Below are 24,949 nucleotides of genomic sequence, written 5' to 3'. Positions count from 1 at the left end.
TTTGATAACATTAATCACAGGTTACAAAAAGACAAAAACCGGTGATATTCGGACAGCTTTGAGAGCAACATGACAGAATATCAATCAGATAAGCGCTAGGATGATCTTGGTCTGTAGAGGGAAAACAATGGAATACACCGCAGTTTATGAGCCAGATACACAAGCTTTCGGCATTTTAGATTTACAACTGCTCAAGCGCTATTTAGATCCTGAAGTCAGCGTCGAAACCTTACTGGATGGCAGTGGTATCACTGCTTCTCAGCTTTACGCACCAGATACGCATATCACCCTGGCACAAAAGCTGGTGATTTTTAGTAACGCCCTTAGCCACGCAGAAGAACCGAGTTTAGGGCTCAAAATAGGTCAACAGGCCAAGTTCAGCGATTTCGGTGTGCTCGGTTATGCGGTCTTAAGCAGTAATACACTATTTGATGCCTTAGTGATGGGATTTAAGTATCTGCGTCTCGCGGGGCCTGTATTGAAAAAGAAGATGTGGGTTGAAGACAACTTAGGTTATTTCCGTGCCGAGCAATTAATTGACCTTCAATCCATGCTGCCGTTTTGCTGCGAATACTGGTTTTCCACCATCCAGAATCTATGTGAAGAAGTGATGCAGCACCCTTTTCCTTCAACGGTCATTCGCTTTCCTTATCCTGAGCCAGAGTACAGCGACTTGTATAGGCAAGTATTTCACTGTGATATCGAGTTCAATAGCGATCGGCTTGAATGGCAATTTGACGCAAAAAGTATTTACCAACCATTACCAGCCGCGAACCCGACAACATTACAAATGTGCCTGAAGTCTTGTGATGAAATGCTGGCTAAAGTCAGTGGTAACGCCTGCTTAAAAGATAGGATAACCCAGATATTTATTGAACGTCCGGGCAGCTACCCTTCCATTGAAGCGCTCTCATCTGAGCTGGGAATGTCGTCCAGAACCTTAAGTCGTCATCTCAAACAGGAAAATACCAGCTATCAGCAACTTCTCGATCAGGTGCGTTTTCGTTTAGCACGTCACTACCTGTCTGAAACACAAATCAGTATTGAAGATATTTCAGAACGAATTGGTTTTTCTGACAGCGCGAACTTTCGTCATGCCTTTCGTAAATGGAGCGGTTGTTCGCCAAGGCAATATCGGCAAACCACTTCTATAGAGAACACGACGGTTTAAATGAAAGCGCTGATGACTTAACCATAAAAAATGCCCGCTATCGTTAGCGGGCATTTAACTTCAAAACGGAAGATTAAGACTCAAACTCTTCTGCCATTTCCTGGGCTTCGCTCTTCGTCTTATCTGTTTGTCCAAAGCCACGCAGACCCACCACGTGTACATGCTCGTGATCTTTAAACACCTTACGCACCAGTTTGTAGGTTGTGCCTTTCTCTGGGCTGATGTTTTCTGGAGCAGCAATCAGAAGCTGCATATCCAGACGGTCACACAGTTCGAATAGTGTCGAGATAGATCTCGCATCCAGACGCGCCGCCTCATCAAGGAACAACAGACGACAAGGTACAATGTCTTTACTACGCAGACGACGGGATTCTTCTTCCCAGCTTTGTACCACCATCAGTAGGATCGACTGACCCGTACCGATCGCCTCACCAGTAGAAAGCGCGCCAGATTCCGCCTGTAGCCAACCCTCTGAACCACGGTTCACTTCCACGCTTAGCTCTAGGTAGTTACGGTAATCCAGTAACTCTTCACCAAGTACTTGTGGAGAACGTTGCCCCATGTCGATATGTGGGTTTACACGTTGGAACAGCTTCGCCATTGCCTCTGAGAAAGTAAAGCGTGAAGACTCAAACAAGTCTTTGTGTTGCTCCTGTTGAGAAGACAGGCCGTGCAATAGCACCTCGTGACTTTCGCGGATCTTCACATTCAGACGCACACCTTTCACCTGACCGAATGAGATGTTCGACAAGCCCTGGTTTAGCATACGAATACGGTTTTGCTCGCGCTGAATCGTCTTCTTAATGATGCTTGCCGCCGACTCTGAACTGATCGCCAGGCGGTTTTCACGCTGAGTCAGCTCTTCGGTCAGACGCGCCAGCTCCACTTCCATCTCTTCGATCGCTTCTACCGGATCATCAGTACGGATAATGTCCTGACGAATTCGCTCACGCAGATGCTGGTAAACGGCAATGTAGAACAGAACCTTACGCTCAGGACGGGCATTATCTTCAGACAGACGCAGTGCATCTCGCAAGTCGTCATTATTTGCCACCGCCAGACGCAGCGCACCCAACGACTTATCTGACATTGAACGTAGTTCATCCGCTGACATGTACGCCAGTTCACGTTTATGCAGGCGGCGTTCAACATCATTTTCACGCGCAAGACGAAGTACCGAACACCAGCCAGCTTTCGCGGCTACCACAAAGGTACGAAGCTCTGCGTACTCTTTCTGCACTTTCTTCAGACGCTTCGCCAGACCTTTCATCTCTAGCTCTGTAGAGGTGATGGTGCGTTCATATTCGCTCTTGCGACTGCGAGATGAGTGCAGACGCTCTTGCAGCTCGTCACGACGACGCATAGCGCGCTCTTCTGCACCTTCATCCGCATTAACGCCGAACTCTTGCAGCTCCTGCTTGAACTCCTGAACCGTTTCCAGTTTCGCCTGGTGTGAACTTTTCAGCGACGCCAATACCTGGTTGTATTGATTCATCTGAGCTTGCGCTTGTTTCAGTTCTTCACGAGAACGAGAACGCATTTTCTCGGCCTGGACCAACTTGCCTTTCAGCTGCTCGCTCAGTTCGCTGCTCTTGTTGAGCAGATCGACCGAATCTGAGTAGGCAAAGTAATGACGACGTTCTACCAAATCGGACAAAGCGAAGATTTGCTTCTTAAGCTCTTGCAGTTGCTCGTCTGCCGCCTTGTATTCTGCTTCTAGCGCATCGAACTGTTCAGGGTCCGCATCCAATGCGGAAACAATCTTCTCAAGCTCAGTCACGGCTTTCGCATGGTTGTTCAGGAAGGCTTTCGCCTCTGACAATTGCGCGATTTTCTCTTCCAGCTCATCAAAGCGCGCTTGCAGCGTATCATCTTCGATTAGGGACATGTTTGGTGCTAGCTTGTCGAGTGACGACAGCGCTTGCTTGCTGGTTTGCAGTTGAGAACGGTGCTGCTGTTCTTTCGCTTCCAGATCAGTAAGCACACGAGCAATTTGGTTACGCTTTTCACGTACATTTGCCAATGCTTGCTCTGGGTCAGCTTCAAACGCCACATGAATGTGGTGAGCAACGAAATGGTTGAACGCTTGATACAAACGCTGCATCTTCTGTGAGTCGAATGCCGCTTTTGCGTGCTTCTCAACCACTTCTTCACGCTCATTACGCAGTAGCTCCAATCGCTGCTCTCGTGCAGCCCGACCAAACAGTGGAATTTCCGGGAAGCGTGAGTAACGCATTTGACGGGCATTCATACGAACGCATACAGCGCCTTCAAGTTCTTCTGCATCGAATGAGCTGTCATCAAAGGCATCAATGTCACCTTCAATGATGTACAAATCTTCCGGACAGTCGTCCAGCTCAACCAGTTTCTCTTCAATGTCTGACAAATCAGAAACCACGATCGCATGACGAGCCGGGCCGTACATGGCACTGAAGTACGGCGCATCATCGATAGTAATATCGTCGTAGATTTCAGATAGCAATACGCCACCCAAGGTGTCGGCAAGGCCCTTCAGACGAGGATCATTTGAACCACCTGGTGAGGCCAAACGTTCGATTTCGCTTTCTAGCTGAGTACGACGTTCTGCCAGTTTGTCTTTGGCCAGAGACTGCGCTTTCTCTTGCTCAAGAACGATCTGCATGTGGCTCATTACCGCTTGGCGATCTTCTAACTCTGCACCGCTTTGCTCGCGCAGTTTTTCCAGTGCATCATTTGCCGCAATCCAGGCCGGGGCTATCGCTTCCAGCTTGTTGATTTCCGCAACGGCATCCTTCTCTAAACGACGCTGTTCACTGCGCTGTTCACGCACGTCTTCTTGCGTCATTTCCAGCGATTCAATCTGCGTTGCGTGACGTTCACGTTCCTGTTCGAAGGTGATTTCGTCGGTTAGCTCAACATGGAACTGCTTTTGATATTCTGTTACCAGCTCGCTCGCCTGACGCTGCTGGTTAAGGCTGCGCTCAAGGTCGCGGTGTTGTGCGCGCCACTGTTGTTCATTCTGAGCAATTTGCTGGGATTCACGGGCTTTGGTAATCGCATTTTTCGCCTTTTCAGCGGCGTCTTTACGATCCACCTGACCAACAATGCTTTGTACTAGCTTCAGCGCCGTTTCAAACTGTTCCGCCGCAGCTGATGACATATCCAGCTTGTGCTTCACCGACAGTAACTCGTTGGTGCTGTCCGTTTGTTTATTTTTCAGTTCGGCAACCAAGGCTTGTGCAGATTCTGCTGTCAGACCGTCATCACCAAGAAGCTGTTTCGCTTTATCCAGTGCCTGAACCGCTTGTTGGTATTGAAGGGCACGCGTTTGCTGCACATCTAGTGCCTGCTGGTAATCCGCAAGCTGCGTTTTAAGGCTATCCACTTCTTCTTCAGAAACGGTCGCTTGCTCTTCAGCCATCATCACGCGTTCTTGCGCTTCTTCAACGACCATCATCTGTTCTTCAAGACGCTCGCTCAGCTCTTCAAGATCTTCCTGATAACGTTCGATCTTCTCTTGCTGACGCAGCGCATTTTGCACCAGCTGCAAGTGATCTGACGCGGCTTGGTAGTCCTGCTCTAACGCGGATTCTGAGTCAACCAGCAGCTCAAGCTCTTCTTGCACTCGGTTAAGCAGGTTGTTTTGCTCAATCAAGGTCTCGCGAGAACCAAAGAGCTCAGAACGCAAAGAGAGTGTCTGCTCTAGTTTTTTGCGGCGCTCGTTGGCATGGCGCATGTAGTCAGCGGCCACGTAATTGGTGGACTCTGTGATCAAATGTTTGAACAAGTCACGGTCAGCCTGCGTGGTTTTGATCGCTTCCAGCGTCATGCGGTTTTCGCGCAGCGCGGATTCCATATCCTGGAATGCTTTCTTCACGCCGCCGTTTTGTGGCAGAAGGTAGTCGCGCAGTGAGCGAGTGATCGCACTAGAGATACCACCGTAAAGCGAGGCTTCAATCAGACGGTAGAATTTCGAACGGTCACCAGAGTTACGCAGTTTCTTCGGAATCACACCAAACTCAAACATCTGCGCGTGATAATCAACAATAGATGAGAAAGCTTTGAACTGAACGCCTTCAAATTCAGAGATAATGTCTTTAACTTCGTTAATCTGACGCACACGTGCTTGTGTTGCAGAGACGCTCTCAACAAGAACATCTGTCGGCTTCACATGGCTTGGAAGGCCTTGAATAACAAACGGTTTTATGTCTACTTTCTTATCACGGCCCGCCACCTGCTGCAGTTTTACCGCAAAAAGCAGACGTTGGTTTCGTGAGTTCACTACATCCAATGCAGCGTAACACGCGCCCGGCTGTAACTTACCGTAGAGGCCTTTGTCACGAGACGACTGGCTGCTGCCCGCTTCTGTGGTGTTACGGAAATGAAGTAGCGTTTGGTCGGGAATCAGAGCGGTGATAAATGCCGCCATCGTGGTTGATTTACCCGCACCGTTACCACCCGATAACGTCGTCACCAGCCCATCAATATCAAACGTACGGGCAAAGAAGCCGTTCCAGTTGACCATGGTTAGCGATTGATATTTACCGCGTTCGATCATGCTCATGCTTCACCCTCTTCAGTTATTTCTTCTTGGGCTTGTTCTTCCTGGTCTTCTTCAGACAGCAGACTACCCTGGCTTGGCTCTTTAGTATGAACGACGGCTTCACCATCACGGATCAGACGCAGCTGAGCTTCACGCATATCGTCACCGACACGCACATCCGCACCAAAACGGAATACCGCTTCACTGATGCTGAATTTACCGGTTTCGCCGATATTGATGATCATGCCAAGGCGGCGCAGACGACGCAGTGAGGTGCGCACTTTTTCAAACAGCTTCTCTTTATCCAGGTCCGAGCCCGTGGCACGGTTGGTCACCAGCTTCATGAGCTTTTTCTCGTCCGCCAGAGCCAACATCTCGTCGTAAAGTTCCTGATTGGTAAAGATGCCTTCATGCGCCAGACGCTCTGGACTCAGGTAAAGGAAACACAACACCTTACCCACCAGCATGTCCAGTTCAGAGAGGACACTACGACCAATCAAAGATGTAGAACGTGGACGAAGGTAGAAGAAACCTTCTGGGGCTTTCACCAGCTCAGTGTTGTAACGCTGGTAGAAAGAAGACAGCTCAAGTTCAAAATCCGACAACAATGCGTGGTTGTCTAAATCTTCGCTTGAGATATGACGCCCTGCCCGGAGCATACTGTCGAGTGCTGGGAACAGAGGGTTCGTAATTGCTTTTGCCAGTTTCTCTGACATGTATTCGTTAGTATCGGTCGATGACATTCGCTTGTACCTTTGCCCCAAATTCGTTGATTGATTTCCAGTCTGGCTGAATGGCTTGATAATCCGATTCTGAATAACCCAGACGAACGGCCTGATCAACAATAATTCGAGCTAAATCAAAGTGATGAGTAAATGGATGTTGTGCAAGGTAATCCCGTAGCACCACACTCAAGTCGATTGGTGTGCCCTGCTCTTTATGGGCTTTTAACATGTCACCAATACGCTCTGATAACTCATCATTGACTTGTTGAAATTCTTCGTATTCCACTTCCATCGGAACTTGGCCGGTTACCTCGTCATCACGCAGTACCAAAGCTTCGTCACGAAGGTCGGACAATCGCTCAGCATCTGCATAAGTCAGATACCAAGGCATATCAAAGTAATCTTTAATCGATTGACGTAATCGAGAGCTGAACGCACGGTTCTTATCCATATCGATGGCGGTACGGATAAATTTATGTACGTGTCGGTCGTAACCGATCCAAAGGTCAATCGCTTGCTGACCCCAGCTCGTGATTCGGTCTAACTTCATTTGCAGGCCAAATAGCGCTTCCTCAATAAACTCAAGATCAGGATCGCCATAGACAAGCTCCTGAATATCGAGGATCTGAGTTTGCAGCTCATCACTCGCTGCCTGCAAGGTATCTTGAAGTTCACGCAGCGTGCTTGACGTTTCAGACAATAACGCTTCACAGTTATTAATCGCTTCACGCCAATCTTTATTCAGCAGGTCAGCAATCTGCTTTTTCACAGATTGTTGCTGCTCGTCCATCACACGCTGGTTAAGGTCGATTTGGTCGAAGATCTCGCCTACAGAATACTTAAGTACGCCATACACGTTTTTCTTCCAGTGACCCGGAGTGCCACCTTTTTGCGCCGCTTCAATTGCTTTTGCCATTTCATCCGCAACCATAGATAGCTGGATAGAAAGGCGAAGTTTTGAAAACTCACGATGACGGACGTAATAATCCGTGATGCCTATCGCCAGTGGCGACAAACGGTAAATACTCGCCCCATCCGTCACCTCGCTGACAAAGCGACTGATCAAACGCTGCTTCACCATCTCATTGATGGCATTGTTCGCTCTGAAAGCAGAGGCTTCCCCCGTTTCATCAAATAATCGAGTGACGATTGCAAACGCATCGTGCAGTTCACCTTCACCCAATTCATCGTCAAACCTTTCATTACTGAGTACTGCGATGGCAATCAAAAACGCCAGTCGCTCTGTGGTCAGGTTCAACGAGAAATCTTGCTGCTTAACCCAGCCAACCAATTCATCAATAGGTTGTTCTGCAGCATCGAGAGTCATCTCACTCATTGTTATTCCTGTTTTTGTTTCTTTTTGGCCCACACGTGAATGTAGCGACCTAATGAGAGGTATGGCTCTTGTCGACAAAGTTGTTTTTCTAGCGCCAACACATCTTCAAACTCGTAATCACCCATGTATTGCATATTTCCTATGTAATCACTGAATGAGCGAATACCAGATTTACCACAAATACTGAACCCGGAGTCTTCTATCCATTGGTAAACTTCTTCTGGTTTCAGGCCTTTTTGCGGCTGTAATTTAAATCTTTTTCGGTGAGGCATGCCATCCAAAATATGAGGAATGTTGCCACAAACCACGTTTTTATAGACTAAACCATGGTGGTTATAGAACATCACCGATGCAATGCCTCCCGGTCTGACTTGTTCCAACACCGTTTCGAGCGCCGCCTTTGGATCGACCAACCACTCCATCACAGCGTGAAACATGACAAGATCCACCTGGCTGTCCATGTGCTTGCCAATGGACTGGACAGGTGAATGAATCAGGCGATACTGCTCAAGCAAACCATTATTTTCAATATCCTGTTTGGCTAGTTGCAGCATTTCCGAAGATAGATCACATAAAGCGACACGATGTCCGAGCTTAGCAAGCTTTTGAGACATTTGTGCTAAACCACCACCTGCATCCAAAACGTCTAGGGGTTGCTGGTCGGCCTCTAATTCACTTAGAATCTGTAGAAAATCTTCCCACACAATGATTTGGCGGATCTCCCCTTTGTCGGAGCCGTAAATATTTTTTGCAAATTTGTGGGCGATATCGTCGAAATTGCGGTCTTCTGTCACTTCTGCTGGGTTATCATAACGGATTGTGCCGCTATTCTGGCACAAGGAAAGCAGGAATAAAGAGGAATACCCTCATTTTTATTTTCAATTGATGTTTTTTCGGACTATTTATGTATGTTTGAGCTGAAAAAAGTAGTGTCAGCTTTGCTCATGCCCTTACCAGCATTACTGCTGATAGGATTATTGGGTCTTGCTCTCATTAGTTTTACCACTAAGCGTAAAACCGGCTGCTTCGTTGTTTTATTCTCTTTTGTCGGCATTTTTCTTGTTGCCTTCCAGCCTGTTTCAACCAAGCTTCTTATGCCACTGGAACGCGAGCATAAAGCGTTTCTTCCCGTTTCCGGAACCATCGACTACGTAATGGTGTTAGGCAATGGCCATGTTATCGATGACGAAATTCCACCGACTTCCCAGTTAAGTCGTGCCGCACTGATGCGTTTAACCGAGGGAATCCGGATTTTACGTATGTATCCTGGGGCCAAATTAATTTTGTCTGGCTATGATGGTGGCTCTGAAATCAGCCATGCGCGTATGATGGCGAACGTGGCTCTGGCGCTCGGTGTGGCGAAATCCGATATTATTTTACTGGAAGATGCGAAAGATACCTGGGAAGAAGCTCGTCAGGCTGCAGCGTTTGTTCAGCAAAAGGAAATTGTTTTGGTTACCTCCGCCAGCCATATGAGCCGGGCGCTGTATGAATTTAACGCAGCAGGAATTAAACCCATCCCGGCGCCGACAAACTTCCTAGCCATCGAAGATGTTAATCAACCTTGGGACAAATACTCACCGAAAGCGCGTTACTTAGAGCAAACCGAATTATTCTGGCATGAGTATCTTGGCAGTATCTGGCAACGCTTGCGTGATACGGTAGGACAAACGCCGATGGTCGAGCCTCAATAGCGGATGCTTTGAGTGGATGACAGAAGGTCATTTAACGGAACAAAAAGGAGAGCAACGGCTCTCCTTTTTGTTGTGCTTGTGTTTTGAGTATTAATCACCAGCAAACATATAGCCTTCCCCATGAACGGTAACAAAGATTTGCGGGTTCTTAGGGTCAAATTCCATCTTCGCACGCATGCGTCTAATTAAGACGTCAATTGTGCGGTCATTTGGCGCATCCACACGATGGCTGATCATATTCAGAATTCGTTCCCGACTCAGCACCTGATTCGGGTACGAAGACAACGCAACCAATAGCTCGTACTCCGCCTTGGTCAGTTTGACCGGCTCACCGTTGCGGCTCAACGCTCGACGTTGAATATCAAACGTCCACTCGCCAAAACGGACAATATGCTGTTCGTTAGTTTCGTTCACTTTGTTTGAGCCATTGCGTGCATTCGAAATACGCCACAATAAGTTTTTAACGCGAACTAATAATTCTCTGAGTTCAAAAGGTTTGGTGACATAGTCGTCCGCCCCCATTTCCAGACCAACGATTTTGTCGATGCTATCCGTGCGTCCTGTCACTAATATGATACCAATATCCGATTGGCTACGTAATTCACGCGTAAGCATCAGGCCGTCTTCACCCGGCAAGTTAATATCCAACATGATAAGGTCAACGTCACCAGCTTGCAGCACTTCACGCATTTGCATGCCGCTTTCGGCCTCACTGACTGTGTACCCTTCATTTTGGAAATAACCCGCCAGCTTACTGCGAGTTACAACATCATCTTCTACGACTAATACGTGATAGCTCATTTACACCACTTTCTGTCATTTATTATTCGAGATGTATTCTATTCATAACTATTAACATTTCTAGTCATGGGCGGGCTAAAAAGCAAGATTTAATGATTTTGTTGATTCAAAACAAGCTTACTGAACCCTGTTAATAAATGGACATATTTCTCTATAAAACATCATAGTTATAGTTACTGCTGTTCATTTTAATTGATTACACTTAAGGGACATCTGAATTTGATTTTGTGGTGCCAGAAACAGAGCATCATTCAGGAGCCTAAAATGCAAGAAGTGAAAGCTTTTAATGAAAAACGCGCCGAGATCTACTGGTGGTTTTCTAGCTTATTCGCTAAAGAACTGACAGCCAAAGAATTGGAGGCTTACCATAGTGTCGAAATTCGTAGCTTTTTGGCGGGCTTAGGTGAAAATGAATCTCTCAAACCCGCAATTGATCGCCTTGTTGACGCGTTGAATCGCTTACAAGACCGTGAAGATGCGCAACTAGAGCTTGCTGCTGATTTTTGTGAGCTGTTCTTAAAGACAGAAAAGTACGGCGCACTTCCTTACGCTTCGATGTATATCGGCGAATCAGGTTTGCTCAATGACAAGCCAGCAGAAGAGATGGAAAGATTGATGGCGGAGTTTGGTGTCCAAGTTGACGACAGCCTGAAGGAACCCGCCGACCATTTAGCGGTAGAGCTCGACTTCTTAGGTAATATGATCATTCGCTCTAATGAGTTTGAACAAGAAAAACACATGGAAGAAGCCTTCCTAAAACAAAATGAATTCATCCAAGGCCAACTCATGTCCTGGTTACCACAGTTCGCACAAAAATGTCAGCAACTGGATGAATTTGGCTTCTATGCCAGTGTCTCGCAACTATTAATTGCATTTTGTAAACTGGACAGCGCTTACCTTCTTGGTGAATAATTGCCGCCTATTTTAGGGAGCCTGTCGATGAGGTTCCCTATATTTTATTCGTTAACGATTAAAATTGTTCCGAGCGCTCGCTTTTTAGCAATCAAAATGTGACTTCCGAGACACAAAACCATTGCTGAAATTATTGCCAGCCTGCCCGCATAGGGCTAAAATGTGAACGCAAACGATTAAATATGATTTTATGTAAACCGCTGAAATAAAGCGGTTTTTGTGTTTTCTTAATAGGTTGTTGACCTTTCTGCACTCAGTTGAAGAAAGTTGCTTTATCAACCGCTGTTGCTACTTACCCTCTACCGACTTCGGAGTAACCACTGCTAAACATACTCAGCGCCATTAATTTTGTTGCGCTAAGTTTACACAAGACACGCAGCACAAGGTTTAGTCCCTCGGTATATTAGTAGCTCGATACAGGACACCATTTATGGCCACTATAAAAGACGTCGCTCGATTAGCCGGCGTTTCTACCACAACAGTTTCGCACGTTATCAACAAAACGCGTTTTGTTGCAGAAGCAACGCAAGAAAAAGTAATGAAAGCTGTTGATGAGCTTAACTATGCACCAAGTGCGGTAGCTCGTAGCTTGAAATGTAACTCAACTCGGACTATCGGTATGTTGGTAACGCAATCTACCAACCTATTCTTCTCCGAAGTCATCGATGGTGTAGAGAGTTACTGTTACCGACAAGGCTACACACTAATCCTGTGTAACACTGGTGGTATCTATGAAAAGCAAAGAGATTACATCCGCATGCTCGCAGAAAAGCGTGTAGATGGCATTCTGGTGATGTGTTCCGACTTGACCGAAGAACTTAAACAAATGCTCGATCGCCATTCTGATATCCCAAAAGTTGTTATGGATTGGGGCCCAGAGAGCTCCCAAGCCGATAAAATTATGGACAACTCAGAAGAAGGTGGATATATCGCGACTAAGTACCTGATTGATAATGGTCATACCGATATTGCTTGCTTGAGTGGCCACTTTGAGAAACTCGCATGCCAAGAGCGTATCGCTGGATTCCGCCGCGCCATGGCAGAAGCGAATTTACCGGTAAACGAGGACTGGATTCTTGAAGGTAACTTTGAATGTGATACCGCTGTTTTGGTCGCAGACAAAATTACTGCCATGGAAAAACGTCCAACGGCCGTATTCTGTTTCAATGACACCATGGCGCTCGGTTTGATGAGCCGTTTACAACAAAATGGTATCAAGATTCCAGAAGAGATATCTGTCGTCGGTTACGACAACATCGAGTTGGCAGAGTATTTCTCGCCACCACTGACAACGATCCACCAACCGAAGCGGCGTGTCGGTAAAAATGCTTTTGAGATTCTACTTGAACGTATTAAAGACAAAGAGCACGAGAAACGCATTTTTGAAATGCAGCCAGAGTTGGTCATTCGAAATACGGTCAAAAAACTCAATTAATTACTAATAAGCGCTCGCCAGAGCGCTTATTTTTCACGTTAAAAATTATCTTTTTTCGTCGTTTGTGTTCACTACAATCAATAAACATTTTATAAGTTGCTGTTTTGTATAAACACGAGCTCCCTCACATAGCCTTACAACCTGTGCTCAGTCTTCAATCTCAATTATGAAACCACAACCATAATATAAGGGCGTTTTACTGAAGCAACATCACATTTTGATCTCTGAAACGTGATGTTAATTCAAGATAAAAAGTATTCTCTACGTGTCACGCACAGGGCAAACCATCCGAAAGGATGGGACGCAAAGCTTCCGGCCTTAACCATGTTTCTAATGGAAGGTAGCGGGGTTACCGATGGCAAATATGCGTATAATGAGTTTACTCTATAATGACATTGTTCCTGCATGTATTTGCTATTCTCTCGGACCTGACTTTTGGTGGCGTAATATTAATTACACCGAGATAACACATAATGGATAAACCGATACTCAAAGATTCTATGAAGCTATTTGAGGCACTTGGTACGATCAAGTCGCGCTCAATGTTTGGTGGCTTCGGACTTTTCGCTGATGAAACGATGTTTGCACTGGTTGTAAATGATCAACTTCATATACGAGCAGACCAACAAACTTCATCTAACTTCGAGAAGCAAGGACTAAAACCGTACGTTTATAAAAAACGTGGTTTTCCGGTCGTTACTAAATACTATGCGATTTCCAACGACTTATGGGAATCCAGTGAACGCTTGATAGAAGTCGCGAAGAAGTCTTTAGAACAAGCCAATTTAGAAAAAAAGCAACAAGCCAGTAGTAAACCTGACAGGTTAAAAGATCTGCCAAATTTACGACTAGCCACAGAACGAATGCTTAAGAAAGCTGGCATTAAATCAGTTGAACAACTTGAAGAAGCTGGCGCACTAGGTGCTTACAAGGCGATACGTGACTCGCACTCTGCAAAAGTAAGCATTGAGCTGCTGTGGGCTTTAGAAGGGGCAATAAATGGCACTCATTGGAGCGTCGTTCCCCAATCTCGCAGAGAAGAGCTAAAAAGTGCGCTTTCTTAACCAGCAGAGACAAATCTTTACGATGTATTTAAACCGCAGCTCTAGCCGCGGTTTTTTTTGAAATTTTTTCCGGCCTCAACCTGTCTATAAGTCTGTATATCAAATAATTGATAACGAGTACCCTATTTCTAATGGTATCTGTTAAATTCTTAGGGCAAGGCTGTCCTTCCGGAGTACAACAATGAATAAAAAACTGGTTTTTGGGTTGATACTGCTCTTAACGATAATTTTGTTAGCCGTTAACTTTAGCCAGTACTTCACTTTAGATAACGCCAAAGCGCAACAAGAAGCGCTCAACACCTATATTAGTGAAAGGTTTGTCGTTGCTATTACGCTCTATTTCATCGCTTATATCGCGATCACGGCGTTTTCTATTCCCGGCGCAGCCGTCGTCACTTTATTAGCTGCTGCCCTATTTGGCTTCTGGGCGAGCTTAGTTCTTGTCTCCTTTGCCAGTACTATCGGTGCGACGTTAGCTTTCCTGAGCAGCCGTTACTTATTACGAGATTGGGTACAAACAAAATTTGCTGCTAAGCTCAGCGCGATCAACGAAGGCGTCAAAAAAGACGGATCATCTTACCTACTTTCGTTGCGATTAATTCCTGTATTCCCTTTCTTTCTCATCAACTTATTGATGGGGTTAACCCCAATGTCTGTTGGTCGCTTTTATATTACTAGCCAAATCGGAATGCTCCCAGGTACAGCCGTTTATCTCAATGCAGGTACTCAGTTAGCAACGATTGAAAGTCTATCGGATATTGTCTCTCCCAGTGTTCTAGCCTCATTTGCGTTGCTCGGTCTTTTTCCTATGATTGTCAAATGGGTGATGAAGAAACTCAGACCTAACCAGATACAGCCAAATGGACATTCTTGATGAAGATATTTATTGCGAAAAATCCGGCGGAAGCACATATCGTTTGCGAACTGCTTAAAACAGAGCAAATACATTGTGAGGTTCGTGGTGAAGGTCTTTTCGGTCTAAAAGGAGAGTTGCCATTCGGAGACGATACAGACCCGTATGTCTGGCTATTCGCAGAAGAACAGCATATGAAAGCAACTGCCATTATTGATGATTACCAAAAACAAGCTCAGCCAAACACCTATCAAGATTGGACATGCCCTAAATGTTCAGAAATCAATGAAGGACAATTTGGTGCTTGCTGGCAGTGTGGTTATCAGATAGATGGAAGGGGCTAGGTAGTTAAGGTCCTAGATCCTAGGTCCTAGGTTCTAGGATTGCTCGCTGGGACTTCAGTGTTTGTATTAAGCGCTTGTAGTTGTTGTTTGGGAATACGGAGCGCTTCGCTTACGGATAACAGGAAGGGCCTAGGTCCTGGGATTGCTCGCTGGGACTTCAGTGTTTGTAGTTGTTGATTGGGATTACTGAGCGCTTCGCTTACGGAAAAGTGAAGACAGCAAGAGAGCTCCCCTATGGCCTAAAATCTAGGACCTAGGACCTTATAAATTAAACAACTAAACTTTGTCGCTTGATGAACTCAATCGAATGTTGATTGAAATCTTCCGGACGCTCCACGTTACAAACGTGACCACAGTTTGGGATCTCACGCAGTACACTCAGTTTGTGTGCCGCAACCATCTCTTTCACGGGCTGGATAAACATGTAATCCCTATCGCCCATCAAGTAAAGCGTTGGAATAGCTAATTCTCTGTCTTTAAAATACTTCATTAGCGGGTTCACATCCGCTGCCAAAATAAACCAACGCTTAAACTCTTTTTGGCAGAGCTTTTTGGCTTCCCTGATAAACAGGTGGCGAGACTCTCGTTGATTACGCTGCGGCATGACGATATACGCAAACAACTTGTACAGCCACATATAAGGTAAGATATGTTTACCAAAGTTACCCAATTTGACGAGTATTTGTGAACGTGTATTAAGACGAGTGACCGCGCCACCTAACACCATTGAATCGACTCGCTCACTCGCCAACTCGGCAAGATTTCGGACGATAATGGTTCCTAACGACATCCCTACAAAATGCGCAGACTGGATTTTTAAGTGATCCAGGACTTTCAAGATATCTTGAGTCACTTCCGTGAAGGTATAACGGCTGGTCATCAACTCTTTCAATAGCTGATTGGACTTCCCATGTCCTCGAAGATCAATCAATAACAAATTAAAGTGCTGTTTATAGGCTTTAATTTGCTTAAACCAAATCGAAGAACTGCCACCAGCACCATGCACGAAAACGACCCACTCATTACTGGTGGGGTGCAAATAGGTTTTATGGAAAAGTAGTGGCTGAGTCATATACCAATAATAATAGTATTGTTATTAAATGAGAGAGCAATCCTATCACACAAGGGTGACAGGCGATAATAAAGGCACCGCTTTAGGTGCCTTTTGTTACAATTTCAGATTAGCTTAAAAACCATCAATGTGGAATAGAAGGCGTTAATGCTGAGTGGTAAAGCTGCAAATATTCTTCCGCCGCTTTGCGCCAGCAAAAATCCTGTTGCATTGCGTGCAGTTGAACCCGCTTCACTTCTGGATTGTCTTGCGCATACAACAACAACGCTCTGAGCATGGTTAACAACAAAGCTTGCGGGGTTGGATCATAAAAGACGAAACCCGTCGCGTCAGACGGATCAGCATCATAATCGTTAACACTGTCTTTTAGGCCCCCAACGCCACGCACAATAGGCAAAGTACCATAAGCCATGCTGTAAATCTGATTGAGTCCACACGGTTCAAATTCAGACGGCATCAAGAAGAAGTCAGATCCAGCTTCAACCAAATGAGCAAGCTCATTGTCATACGCTTCAACAAAGACAAATTTATCAGGGAACTGTTCAGCAACCTCCGCTAAATGTGTCGCAAGAACAGGATCACCCGTCCCGACCACAACCAATTGAACATCGTGCTTTAGAAAGTCCGTCAGCGCTGGCAGCAAGTAATGCAGTCCTTTCTGCATTGTCAGGCGACAAACCATACCAAACATAGCACAGCCCTTCTCGGCCAGATTCAGGCGTTGCTGCAGTGCTTTTTTACAAGCACTTTTGCCGGCAACCATGCTTTGTTCATTGGGTTCAAAGTTCAGTGGCAAATAAGCATCTGTTTTAGGGTTCCAGGCACTGTAATCACAACCATTGAGAATACCGACTAAGTCGTTTGCTCGTTGTTGGAACTCCCACGCCATGCCATGACTACCAAGCTCTGTCTGTAACTCTTCAGCATAGGTAGGGCTAACTGCGTTAATTTTATCAGCGTTTAACACACCCGCTTTCAGCATCGCAATGTGCGTTGAACTAACCCCTGCATCCGGGACATTTCGGCCGTGAAACTCGGGCAAACATTGCACTTCATCATAGCTAAATACCCCTTTAAACACCGCATTATGAATCGAAATCACGCTGCGGATATTCGCATAAAATGGGTCTGAGACGTATCGATGCTTCAACAAAAATGGTACTAAGCCAGTGTGCCAGTCATTGGCATGTACAATGTCTGGCCTGAAGTCCAACTTAGGTAGCATGTCCAAGCAAGCAGCACTGAAAAACGCAAAGCGCTCGCCATTATCTGAGTAGGCTTCGTTATTCTCAGCGTACATTGATGGACGATTAAAGTAAGGCGGGCAGTCAATCAGGTAAACAGGCATATCACCAAGATACAGCCTCAATACTCGATATTCAGTGTGCGGCCAAGACGTTAGCTCTGTCTCTAGCAGCACCTCCGCTTCAGCCAGCCTTTCAATACCACGGTATGCAGGGATGGTAATACGTACATCTTGCTGAAGACCGTGGAGCGCTTCGGGCAGTGCCTTGGCTACATCAGCCAAGCCACCACTTTTAATCAATCCTTCGACTTCAGACGCTACAAACAGAATAGATAAGTTGTTAGTAGCCAACTCGTGCTCCTTTAGGAATAACCACAATACCGTCATCCGACACATGGAAGAACTTCTTATCTTCCTGGAGGTTCACTCCAATTTGTGTACCAGGTGCGATATCGGCGTTCTTGTCCACTATTACTCGACGTAAAACACAGCCTTCACCGATTTTGACGTCACCAAGGAGTATACATTCGCTGATATCGCAGGCAGATGCAATATTACTTCTAAAACCAAGTACAGATTTTTCGATTCGGGAGCCTCGAACATAGCTGCCATTACACACTAGGCTATCGATAATTTGTACTCGACCGTTGTCTGAGTCTGTGAACGTTGCTGGCGGTAAAGGCGGGTAATAGGTATGCAGCGGCCATTTACGGTTATACAGAGAGAATGGCGCATCCTTTTCTAGCAGATCCATATGAGCTTCCCAGTAGGCATCAATGGTACCGACATCTCGCCAGTATACTTGCTCTTTCTCACCATTGATTTTGTTGGTGCTGAAGTCATACACAAACACATCACCACGTGGGAACATTTTCGGGATAATGTCTTTACCAAAATCATGGGTAGATTCTTCGTTACTGGCGTCTTCGATCAATTCAGAGAACAGATCTTTCGCTTCAAAGACATAGTTGCCCATTGAAACAAGGGCGTACTCAGGATCTCCAGGAATCGATTTTGGACTTTCTGGCTTCTCTTCAAAGCCAATCATACGACCTTCACTGTCAACTTCAATAACACCGAACTGAGAGGCTTCTTTAAGCGGCATGCGTAAAGCCGAGACGGTCAATGAAGCTTGCTTGCTGGTATGGAAATCCAGCATCTGCTTAATATCCATTTTGTAAATATGATCAGAGCCAAAAATACAAACTTGGTCTGGCTCTTCCATTTCCATAAAGCGAAGGTTCTGATAGATGGCATCTGCCGTCCCCTCATACCAACGCTTACCCGTGCGCATCTGAGCAGGAATCGGGTCGATAAAACGATCAGTGATTCCGTTGATGTTCCATCCTTTTTTTAAATGATGAAACAGTGATTGTGATTTAAATTGGGTCAGTACGTAAATGCGCATTAAATCCGCATTAACAAAGTTGTTGAGTGCAAAGTCAATCAGGCGATAACTACCACCAAATGGAACTGCAGGTTTACTACGAGATTCAGTTAAAGGTCTCAAGCGAGAGCCTTCACCGCCAGCAAGAATCATTCCCAAAACACCAGCCATTGTCGTTCTCCATATAGTTATAGCTTGGAATGGATGCTCACTTAATTGAATGTATTGTGGGGAATCAAGTGAACACATTGTCAGACGCATTCCGTGCTTCTTCGAGCACATATAATGCGAATTAAAAGAGCGTTGGCATTGCTCTGCCAATTTGCAGGAGGTGTTAACTTTTCGTGGATAGTGTTCTACTTTACTCGAAAATTCGTTTTAAACGCGAAAATGAGTTTATGAGAGCGCTATTCCATTTTCTAATCAAAAAAGTCAGCACTCTTTAAGTATAGGTACCCAGCCCACTTCCATTGAGCTATCGATATTTGGCAATTCTAAATCGTGATTTGCTTCTCAATAAAAAAATGACAAATCAACGAGGTTATTTATATTCATGCCTAATACCTCGATACCAATATCATCACGAAGCAACACGCCCTAAATATTCTTATCTGTCGAGACTAACTTTAAGTGCACTTGGTTGCATTTATTTTTGTAATAAAATATCCAATTTGAATCTCCATTACAATTTAAAATACGTCATTCTGTGTGTTGGGTGCAGGCAACTTGCTCGATACGATATTCAGATCACATTAGAAAATGTAATAGGCTACAAGTTGAAAACAATTTACGAACTAAATTAATACATCGTTAGTCAATTAAATAGGCACCCTGTTTTCTGTGTACAAAGTACGCTTGTAAATATCAGGTTATCCGAGTTGCACACTACAACATACATGTGACTATAAAATGAATGAGAAAGGTTTGAGATAAGGTTTTTAGACCAAAAGATGATAGGTCAAAATTAAATAGCAATAATATATCGGTGAAATCATAGATAACTAATATAAAGTAAAAAATAAGGCAGCGAAATCGCTGCCTTATTTTTCACTGAAGTGTTTAAGCTTTAGGTTTTTTACGCTTATCGGTGACTTCCCATTTGCCATCGACATAAAGCACCGTCCAGCCACTTGGCTTGCCGTTCTCTTCAGAGCGAACATAGTTCTCTTTCGTTTTACGGCTAAAACGAACGACAGCCGGACGACCATCAGGATCTTCCTGTGGAGCCGTAGCAAGATATTTGAACTTGTCTGGTAAACGGTCTTCGTAACGAGCAAGTTCTGACACAAGCGGCGCACGGGTTTCACGTGATTTAGGGAAGTTGCTGGCTGCCATAAACAGACCTGATGCCCCATCACGCAACACAAAGTAAGCATCCGAGTTTTCACATGGTAGTTCAGGGAAATGCACTGGATCTTCTTTCGGCGGCGCGACTTCACCGTTCTTCAGAATCTTACGGGTGTTTTTACATGTTTCGCTGGTGCAATCCATGTATTTACCAAAGCGACCATTCTTAAGCACCATGTCAGAACCACACTTGTCACACTCGACAACAGGTCCGTCATAGCCTTTAACTTTAAACTCGCCGTACTCAACGATGTAGCCTTCACAGTTGGGGTTGTTACCACAAACATGCATCTTGCGCTTCTCGTCGATAAGGTACGCATCCATTGCGGTTTCACAGATTGGACAACGTTTCTTAGCACGAAGAGCCGCCGTTTCTACATCTTCTTCTAGAACGTTGATGATGCCTTCTTCATCGCCTAGGTTGATGGTGGTCTTGCAGCGCTCTTTAGGTGGCAGAGCATAGCCAGAACAACCTAAGAATACGCCAGTCGATGCGGTACGAATCCCCATTGGGCGACCACATGTCGGACATTCGATGTCTGTCATCACGATGTGGTTAAGCTTCATACCACCTTCAGACTCGTCAAGATCCGCTTTTTCAAGATCACCGGTAAAGTCAGTAAAGAAGTTATCAAGTACCGCTTTCCAGTTGACTTCGCCTTCCGCAATTTGGTCCAGCTTTTGCTCCATTCGCGCGGTAAAGTCGTAGTTCATCAGGTCATTAAAACTGTCGTCTAGGCGATCAGTAACAATTTCACCCATTTTCTCTGCGTAGAATCGACGCTGGTCTACTTTCACATAACCACGATCCTGAATCGTCGAGATGATTGATGCGTAAGTCGAAGGACGGCCAATACCACGCTTTTCAAGTTCTTTAACCAGTGCGGCTTCAGTGTAGCGCGCTGGCGGCTTGGTAAAGTGCTGTTTAGGATCAAGTGACTCTAGGTTCAGCTTATCGCCAAGTTGTACCGCAGGAAGGATTGTATCCTCGTTTTTGCCCATAGGACGCTGTACGCGAGTCCAACCGTCAAACTTAAGAATACGACCTTTCGCTTTTAACGTGTATTCGTCGGCTTTGACGCTGATAGTTGTAGAGTCATACTCAGCAGGTGTCATTTGACACGCAACGAACTGGTTCCAAATTAACGCGTAAAGCTTGTGCGCGTCTGCGTCGACACCTTGCAGGTCTTCCGCTTTCACATCAACGCTTGAAGGACGAATCGCTTCGTGCGCTTCCTGAGCCCCTTCTTTGCTGCCGTATTTTAACGGTGAAGCTGGAAGGTACTTATCACCAAACTCAGAGCCAATGAAATCACGAACTGAATCGACAGCTTCTGCGCTCAAGTTGGTTGAGTCTGTACGCATATAGGTGATGTAACCCGCTTCATATAAGCGCTGAGCTAGCATCATGGTCTTCTTTACACCGTAGCCCAAGCGAGTACTTGCCGCTTGCTGCAGTGTAGAAGTAATGTATGGCGCGGACGGCTTGCTTTTCGTCGGGCGGTCTTCACGCTTGCACACTTCGAAGCTTGCGTTTTCCAGCACAGACATAGCGGCTTTGGTTTCTGTCTCATTGACAGGCTTAAAGGCAACGCCATCTTTCTGAGCGACTAGCAGTTTAAAGTCCGCTTTGTCTTTGGTCTTGGTGTTTGCGTGGATGTCCCAGAACTCTTCTGGTACAAACGCATTGATTTCGCGCTCACGCTCTACCAGCAACTTAACCGCTACCGATTGAACACGACCAGCCGACAAGCCACGTGCGACTTTCTTCCATAGCAACGGAGAAACCATGAAACCAACCACACGGTCCATGAATCGACGCGCTTGCTGTGCATTTACGCCATCCATATTTAACTCACCAGGTGTCTGGAAAGCTTGCTGGATAGCATTTTTTGTAATCTCGTTAAAAACGACTCGTTTGTATCGCTCTTCATCGCCACCGATGATCTCACGAAGGTGCCATGCGATTGCTTCCCCCTCGCGGTCCAAATCGGTTGCGAGATAGACGTAATCAGCATCTTTGGCTAATTTTTGTAATTCGCTGACTACTTTTTCTTTGCCAGGAAGAATCTGATAATTCGCTTCCCAATCGTGATAAGGGTTGATCCCCATCTTTTTGATCAGCGCTTTACGATCTTTCTCTTTTTTGACTCGTGCTTTCTCTTCAGCACTCATCCCTTTAGTTGAAATGGCAGCGGCTTTCTCACCAGTGCTTTGGCCGGCCGTAGGCAGATCACGCACATGACCAACACTAGACTTAACAACAAAGTCTTTACCAAGGTACTTATTTATTGTCTTGGCCTTGGCTGGTGACTCCACTATAACGAGTGATTTACCCATAACTGACTCTAACGTCCTTCATAATAATGCGGGTAATTTCCTGACTTGGAAGTCACCCGCATAATGTTCTATTTCATTGCTTCTTTTTTTACTATTGTGCGAGATGAAAAGAAGATCAACTGCTTTTTTGCAATTCGGATCTGATCGGTTGACAATTCATCGTCTTTATACATTAAACAGACAGGGCTCAAAAAGGTCTGGTCGGCATATCTAATCAGGCAAACTTTACTACTGCTAATCGAATTGAGGAAATTTTGTTACTCATCACAAAATCATCTTCCTTGCGTACATGCAACCCTAGGCTGCGACAATGAAGCCCAAACATCAATCGAGTAACCTTTAATTGCATTCAATTGGGTATAATCCCCTGTTAATTATGGGTATACTTCTCGAATCTAAGGTTGTTATGAATGACGGGAACGTTATGTCTGATAGAAAGTTTATTGAAGAATTTGATCTTCTTTTAATCGCTAACCAGATCATCCAAGAACACGATGATTATATTGAAGGTATGCGCGCAACTAGTGTGGAAGAAAAAGACGACGTTCTGGTGTTTAAAGGTGAATACTTTCTTGATGAGAAAGGGTTACCAACGGCAAATACGACGGCGGTTTTCAACATGTTTAAGTACCTGGCGCATCATCTTTCAAAAGAGTTTACCCTCAATAAATAGTCAAAAAGAATGACTGACCTAAAAAAACCAGAGCGGAATTGGCTCTGGTTTTTGTTAGTATTTAGACCTAGAGACCTAACAACTCAGCGACTTAAGCTTGTCAAAGTAGTCAGGGAACGTCTTCGAGGTACACTTCGGATCGTTAATCGTTACAGGAGTATCGCTCAACGCCACTAGTGAAAAACACATCGCCATACGATGGTCGTCATAGGTGTCAATCGCGGCATGTTTGAGCTGAGGAACAGGCTTAACAATGATGTAATCCTCACCCTCTTCCACTTCTGCCCCTACTTTACGAAGCTCAGTCGCCATCGCACTTAAACGATCCGTTTCTTTTACGCGCCAGTTATATACATTGCGAATGGCTGTGGTGCCTTCTGCAAACAGAGCCGTGGTTGCAATCGTCATTGCGGCATCAGGGATATGGTTGTAATCCATATCAATCCCCTTCAACTGACCTGCACGAGCAATCACATAATCATCGCCCCACTCAATTTCTGCACCCATTTTCTCTAGTGCATCGGCAAATTGAATGTCGCCCTGAATACTGTTTTTACCAATACCGGTTACCTTAACTTCGCCACCTTTAATCGCCGCAGCAGCCAAGAAGTAAGACGCTGAAGAGGCGTCACCTTCGACTAGAAAATCACCAGGCGCAATATAATGTTGTCCAGCAGGAATAACAAACTCTTGGTAATCGTTGTTAATCACATTAACGCCAAACTGCTTCATAATATGCAGCGTGATATCAATATACGGCTTGGATACTAAGTCTCCTTCGATATTGATACGCACTTCGCCTTCAGCAAGTGGTGCTGACATTAGAAAAGCGGTTAAAAATTGACTCGAAATGGAACCATCAATAGATACCGTGCCCGACTTCAATCCCGTACCCACAATTTTCAATGGCGGGTAGTTTTCGTTTTCGAGGTATTCGATGTCTGCACCAGCGTCTTGTAATGCGGTAACGAGGTGACCAATTGGACGCTCTTTCATACGAGGTTCACCGGTCAAAATATATTCACCTTTACCAAGACAAAGCGCAGCCGCGAGTGGGCGCATTGCCGTGCCAGCATTACCTAAAAACAGCTCTACAGGCTCTGACACTGAGAATGGTTGGCCAAGCCCCTCAACAACGCACTCGGTTTTGTCTTCAGACAACTGATATTGAACACCAAGCGTGCTAAGCGCATTAAGCATATGACGGATGTCGTCACTATCAAGAAGGTTGGTCAGACGAGTCGTACCTTTTGCTAAAGCGGCCAGCAAAAGAGCTCGGTTAGAGACACTTTTTGATCCTGGAAGGTTAACTTCCCCTTGGATTTTATTGATTGGTTGTAACGTTAGGCTTTCCATTGAAAGTTGATAATCCTTTGTGCTCTCAGTTCACGGTTTATCGAGAGCTGAACAATTCTTCGTGGATTCAGACTAACCAAAAAATCATTACAAAACCAGAGCAAATCTACGCTAATTTATGAATAATTAGTCAGCGTATCTATTTGCCTGAAAACACGCGCCTAATAGACCATATCTACCCGCACACCATCATCAAAATATAAGATACGAACCTCATCGCCGCGGCTGAATAACATACGTTTGTCGACGTCCTGAATGACATTAATAAGTTTGTCGCCATCGACCTTTATCAACAATTCAACCAGCTGGGATTCAACCGTATATTGCTCGGTCGTTTGATTTTGTGCCACAGCAGCGCCGGTAAGCGCACCAACGGCGGTTGCCACTTCCTTACCTGTTCCTCCACCAAACTGGTTTCCGACCAATCCACCGATCGTTGCTCCTAGCAATGTTTTCCAACCATTACTTTTCGATTTAACAACCTCTTGCTGCGTGATATAACGAACAGAGTCCACTTTTCCATAAACCACTTTATTGACGGGCTTTGCTACATTTCTCTCATAAGCTGCATTGGCGAAAAATGGTAAAAGCAGTATGATCCAACACCACACAGTCGCTCGGTTTCGTATTCGCGTCATCATAAACTCCTCTGGTTCAAATGTTGGTAATGA

Annotated in this window: 19 protein-coding genes and 1 riboswitch; of the genes, 8 read left to right on the top strand and 11 right to left on the bottom strand. The window is 45.3% G+C overall.

Annotated features, from left to right (window positions below):
* The first annotated feature begins 127 nt into the window (after positions 1 to 127).
* Entirely contained in the window at positions 128 to 1,171 is a 1,044-nt protein-coding gene (locus RXX31_RS05010; protein ID WP_317588003.1) for an AraC family transcriptional regulator, read from the top strand.
* 73 nt (positions 1,172 to 1,244) lie between these two features.
* Here RXX31_RS05010 and mukB read toward each other — a convergent pair whose 3' ends face one another.
* Genes mukB through cmoM form a run of 4 tightly spaced genes read right to left on the bottom strand, consistent with a single transcriptional unit; the run spans position 1,245 to position 8,548 of the window.
* On the bottom strand, positions 1,245 to 5,708 hold the full coding sequence (gene mukB, locus RXX31_RS05005) for a chromosome partition protein MukB (RefSeq protein WP_317588591.1): 4,464 nt from the start codon (positions 5,706 to 5,708) through the stop codon (positions 1,245 to 1,247).
* 2 nt (positions 5,709 to 5,710) lie between these two features.
* The gene (gene mukE / locus RXX31_RS05000) at positions 5,711 to 6,436 is read right to left on the bottom strand and encodes a chromosome partition protein MukE (RefSeq protein ID WP_317588002.1); all 726 of its coding nucleotides are present in this window, start codon (positions 6,434 to 6,436) and stop codon (positions 5,711 to 5,713) included.
* Positions 6,417 to 7,754 (bottom strand): chromosome partition protein MukF, encoded by a 1,338-nt coding sequence (gene mukF / locus RXX31_RS04995; RefSeq protein ID WP_317588001.1) that lies wholly within the window; start codon positions 7,752 to 7,754, stop codon positions 6,417 to 6,419. The genes mukE and mukF overlap by 20 nt, the downstream gene beginning before the upstream one ends.
* Positions 7,755 to 7,756: 2 nt before the next feature.
* Complete coding sequence (cmoM, locus tag RXX31_RS04990; protein ID WP_317588589.1) at positions 7,757 to 8,548, bottom strand: tRNA uridine 5-oxyacetic acid(34) methyltransferase CmoM; 792 nt, start codon at positions 8,546 to 8,548, stop codon at positions 7,757 to 7,759.
* Between the two features lie 114 nt (positions 8,549 to 8,662).
* On the opposite strand from cmoM, the gene elyC reads away from it, so the two are divergent.
* Positions 8,663 to 9,448, top strand: coding sequence for an envelope biogenesis factor ElyC (gene elyC / locus RXX31_RS04985; RefSeq protein WP_317588000.1), 786 nt, complete (start codon positions 8,663 to 8,665; stop codon positions 9,446 to 9,448).
* A 90-nt stretch (positions 9,449 to 9,538) separates the two neighbouring features.
* Here the strand turns inward: elyC and torR are convergent, their stop codons facing one another.
* Entirely contained in the window at positions 9,539 to 10,249 is a 711-nt protein-coding gene (gene torR / locus RXX31_RS04980; protein WP_317587999.1) for a two-component system response regulator TorR, read from the bottom strand.
* Between the two features lie 264 nt (positions 10,250 to 10,513).
* On the opposite strand from torR, the gene torD reads away from it, so the two are divergent.
* The 5 genes from torD (at position 10,514) to RXX31_RS04955 (ending at position 14,857) form a co-directional block, all read left to right on the top strand.
* A complete protein-coding gene (gene torD, locus RXX31_RS04975) occupies positions 10,514 to 11,161 on the top strand; it encodes a molecular chaperone TorD (RefSeq protein WP_317587998.1) in 648 nt (215 codons plus the stop codon).
* A gap of 430 nt (positions 11,162 to 11,591) precedes the next feature.
* Positions 11,592 to 12,596, top strand: a complete 1,005-nt coding sequence (gene purR, locus RXX31_RS04970) for an HTH-type transcriptional repressor PurR (protein ID WP_317587997.1) — start codon at positions 11,592 to 11,594, stop codon at positions 12,594 to 12,596.
* A 268-nt stretch (positions 12,597 to 12,864) separates the two neighbouring features.
* Positions 12,865 to 12,953, top strand: a riboswitch (cyclic di-GMP riboswitch).
* A 116-nt stretch (positions 12,954 to 13,069) separates the two neighbouring features.
* A complete protein-coding gene (locus tag RXX31_RS04965; protein ID WP_317587996.1) occupies positions 13,070 to 13,660 on the top strand; it encodes a TfoX/Sxy family DNA transformation protein in 591 nt (196 codons plus the stop codon).
* A 181-nt stretch (positions 13,661 to 13,841) separates the two neighbouring features.
* On the top strand, positions 13,842 to 14,534 hold the full coding sequence (locus RXX31_RS04960; protein WP_317587995.1) for a TVP38/TMEM64 family protein: 693 nt from the start codon (positions 13,842 to 13,844) through the stop codon (positions 14,532 to 14,534).
* Positions 14,534 to 14,857 carry a putative signal transducing protein gene (locus RXX31_RS04955; protein ID WP_317587994.1) on the top strand — a complete coding sequence of 108 codons (324 nt, stop codon included), beginning with the start codon at positions 14,534 to 14,536 and terminating at the stop codon, positions 14,855 to 14,857. The genes RXX31_RS04960 and RXX31_RS04955 overlap by 1 nt, the downstream gene beginning before the upstream one ends.
* A 268-nt stretch (positions 14,858 to 15,125) precedes the next feature.
* Here RXX31_RS04955 and RXX31_RS04950 read toward each other — a convergent pair whose 3' ends face one another.
* The 4 genes from RXX31_RS04950 to topA all read right to left on the bottom strand — a co-directional run bounded on the left by RXX31_RS04950 (position 15,126) and on the right by topA (position 22,249).
* On the bottom strand, positions 15,126 to 15,929 hold the full coding sequence (locus RXX31_RS04950; RefSeq protein WP_317587993.1) for an alpha/beta hydrolase: 804 nt from the start codon (positions 15,927 to 15,929) through the stop codon (positions 15,126 to 15,128).
* Positions 15,930 to 16,053: 124 nt separating this feature from the next.
* Positions 16,054 to 17,526 carry a glycogen synthase GlgA gene (gene glgA, locus RXX31_RS04945; protein ID WP_317587992.1) on the bottom strand — a complete coding sequence of 491 codons (1,473 nt, stop codon included), beginning with the start codon at positions 17,524 to 17,526 and terminating at the stop codon, positions 16,054 to 16,056.
* Complete coding sequence (gene glgC, locus RXX31_RS04940) at positions 17,516 to 18,733, bottom strand: glucose-1-phosphate adenylyltransferase (protein WP_317587991.1); 1,218 nt, start codon at positions 18,731 to 18,733, stop codon at positions 17,516 to 17,518. Before glgC ends, glgA begins: the two co-directional genes overlap by 11 nt.
* A gap of 888 nt (positions 18,734 to 19,621) precedes the next feature.
* Positions 19,622 to 22,249 carry a type I DNA topoisomerase gene (gene topA, locus RXX31_RS04935; RefSeq protein ID WP_317587990.1) on the bottom strand — a complete coding sequence of 876 codons (2,628 nt, stop codon included), beginning with the start codon at positions 22,247 to 22,249 and terminating at the stop codon, positions 19,622 to 19,624.
* Between the two features lie 424 nt (positions 22,250 to 22,673).
* Between topA and RXX31_RS04930 the strand changes: the two genes are divergently transcribed.
* Positions 22,674 to 22,922 (top strand): YciN family protein, encoded by a 249-nt coding sequence (locus RXX31_RS04930; protein ID WP_264902270.1) that lies wholly within the window; start codon positions 22,674 to 22,676, stop codon positions 22,920 to 22,922.
* Between the two features lie 75 nt (positions 22,923 to 22,997).
* Here the strand turns inward: RXX31_RS04930 and aroA are convergent, their stop codons facing one another.
* On the bottom strand, positions 22,998 to 24,278 hold the full coding sequence (aroA, locus tag RXX31_RS04925) for a 3-phosphoshikimate 1-carboxyvinyltransferase (protein ID WP_317587989.1): 1,281 nt from the start codon (positions 24,276 to 24,278) through the stop codon (positions 22,998 to 23,000).
* 161 nt (positions 24,279 to 24,439) lie between these two features.
* Positions 24,440 to 24,916 carry a glycine zipper 2TM domain-containing protein gene (locus RXX31_RS04920; protein WP_317587988.1) on the bottom strand — a complete coding sequence of 159 codons (477 nt, stop codon included), beginning with the start codon at positions 24,914 to 24,916 and terminating at the stop codon, positions 24,440 to 24,442.
* Positions 24,917 to 24,949: the final 33 nt, after the last annotated feature.

The sequence above is a fragment of the Vibrio sp. EA2 genome, from assembly GCF_033042495.1.
Classification (GTDB): Bacteria; Pseudomonadota; Gammaproteobacteria; order Enterobacterales; family Vibrionaceae; genus Vibrio.
The sequence above is the reverse complement of the archived record's forward strand: the minus strand, read 5'-3'. Positions and strand labels throughout refer to the sequence as shown.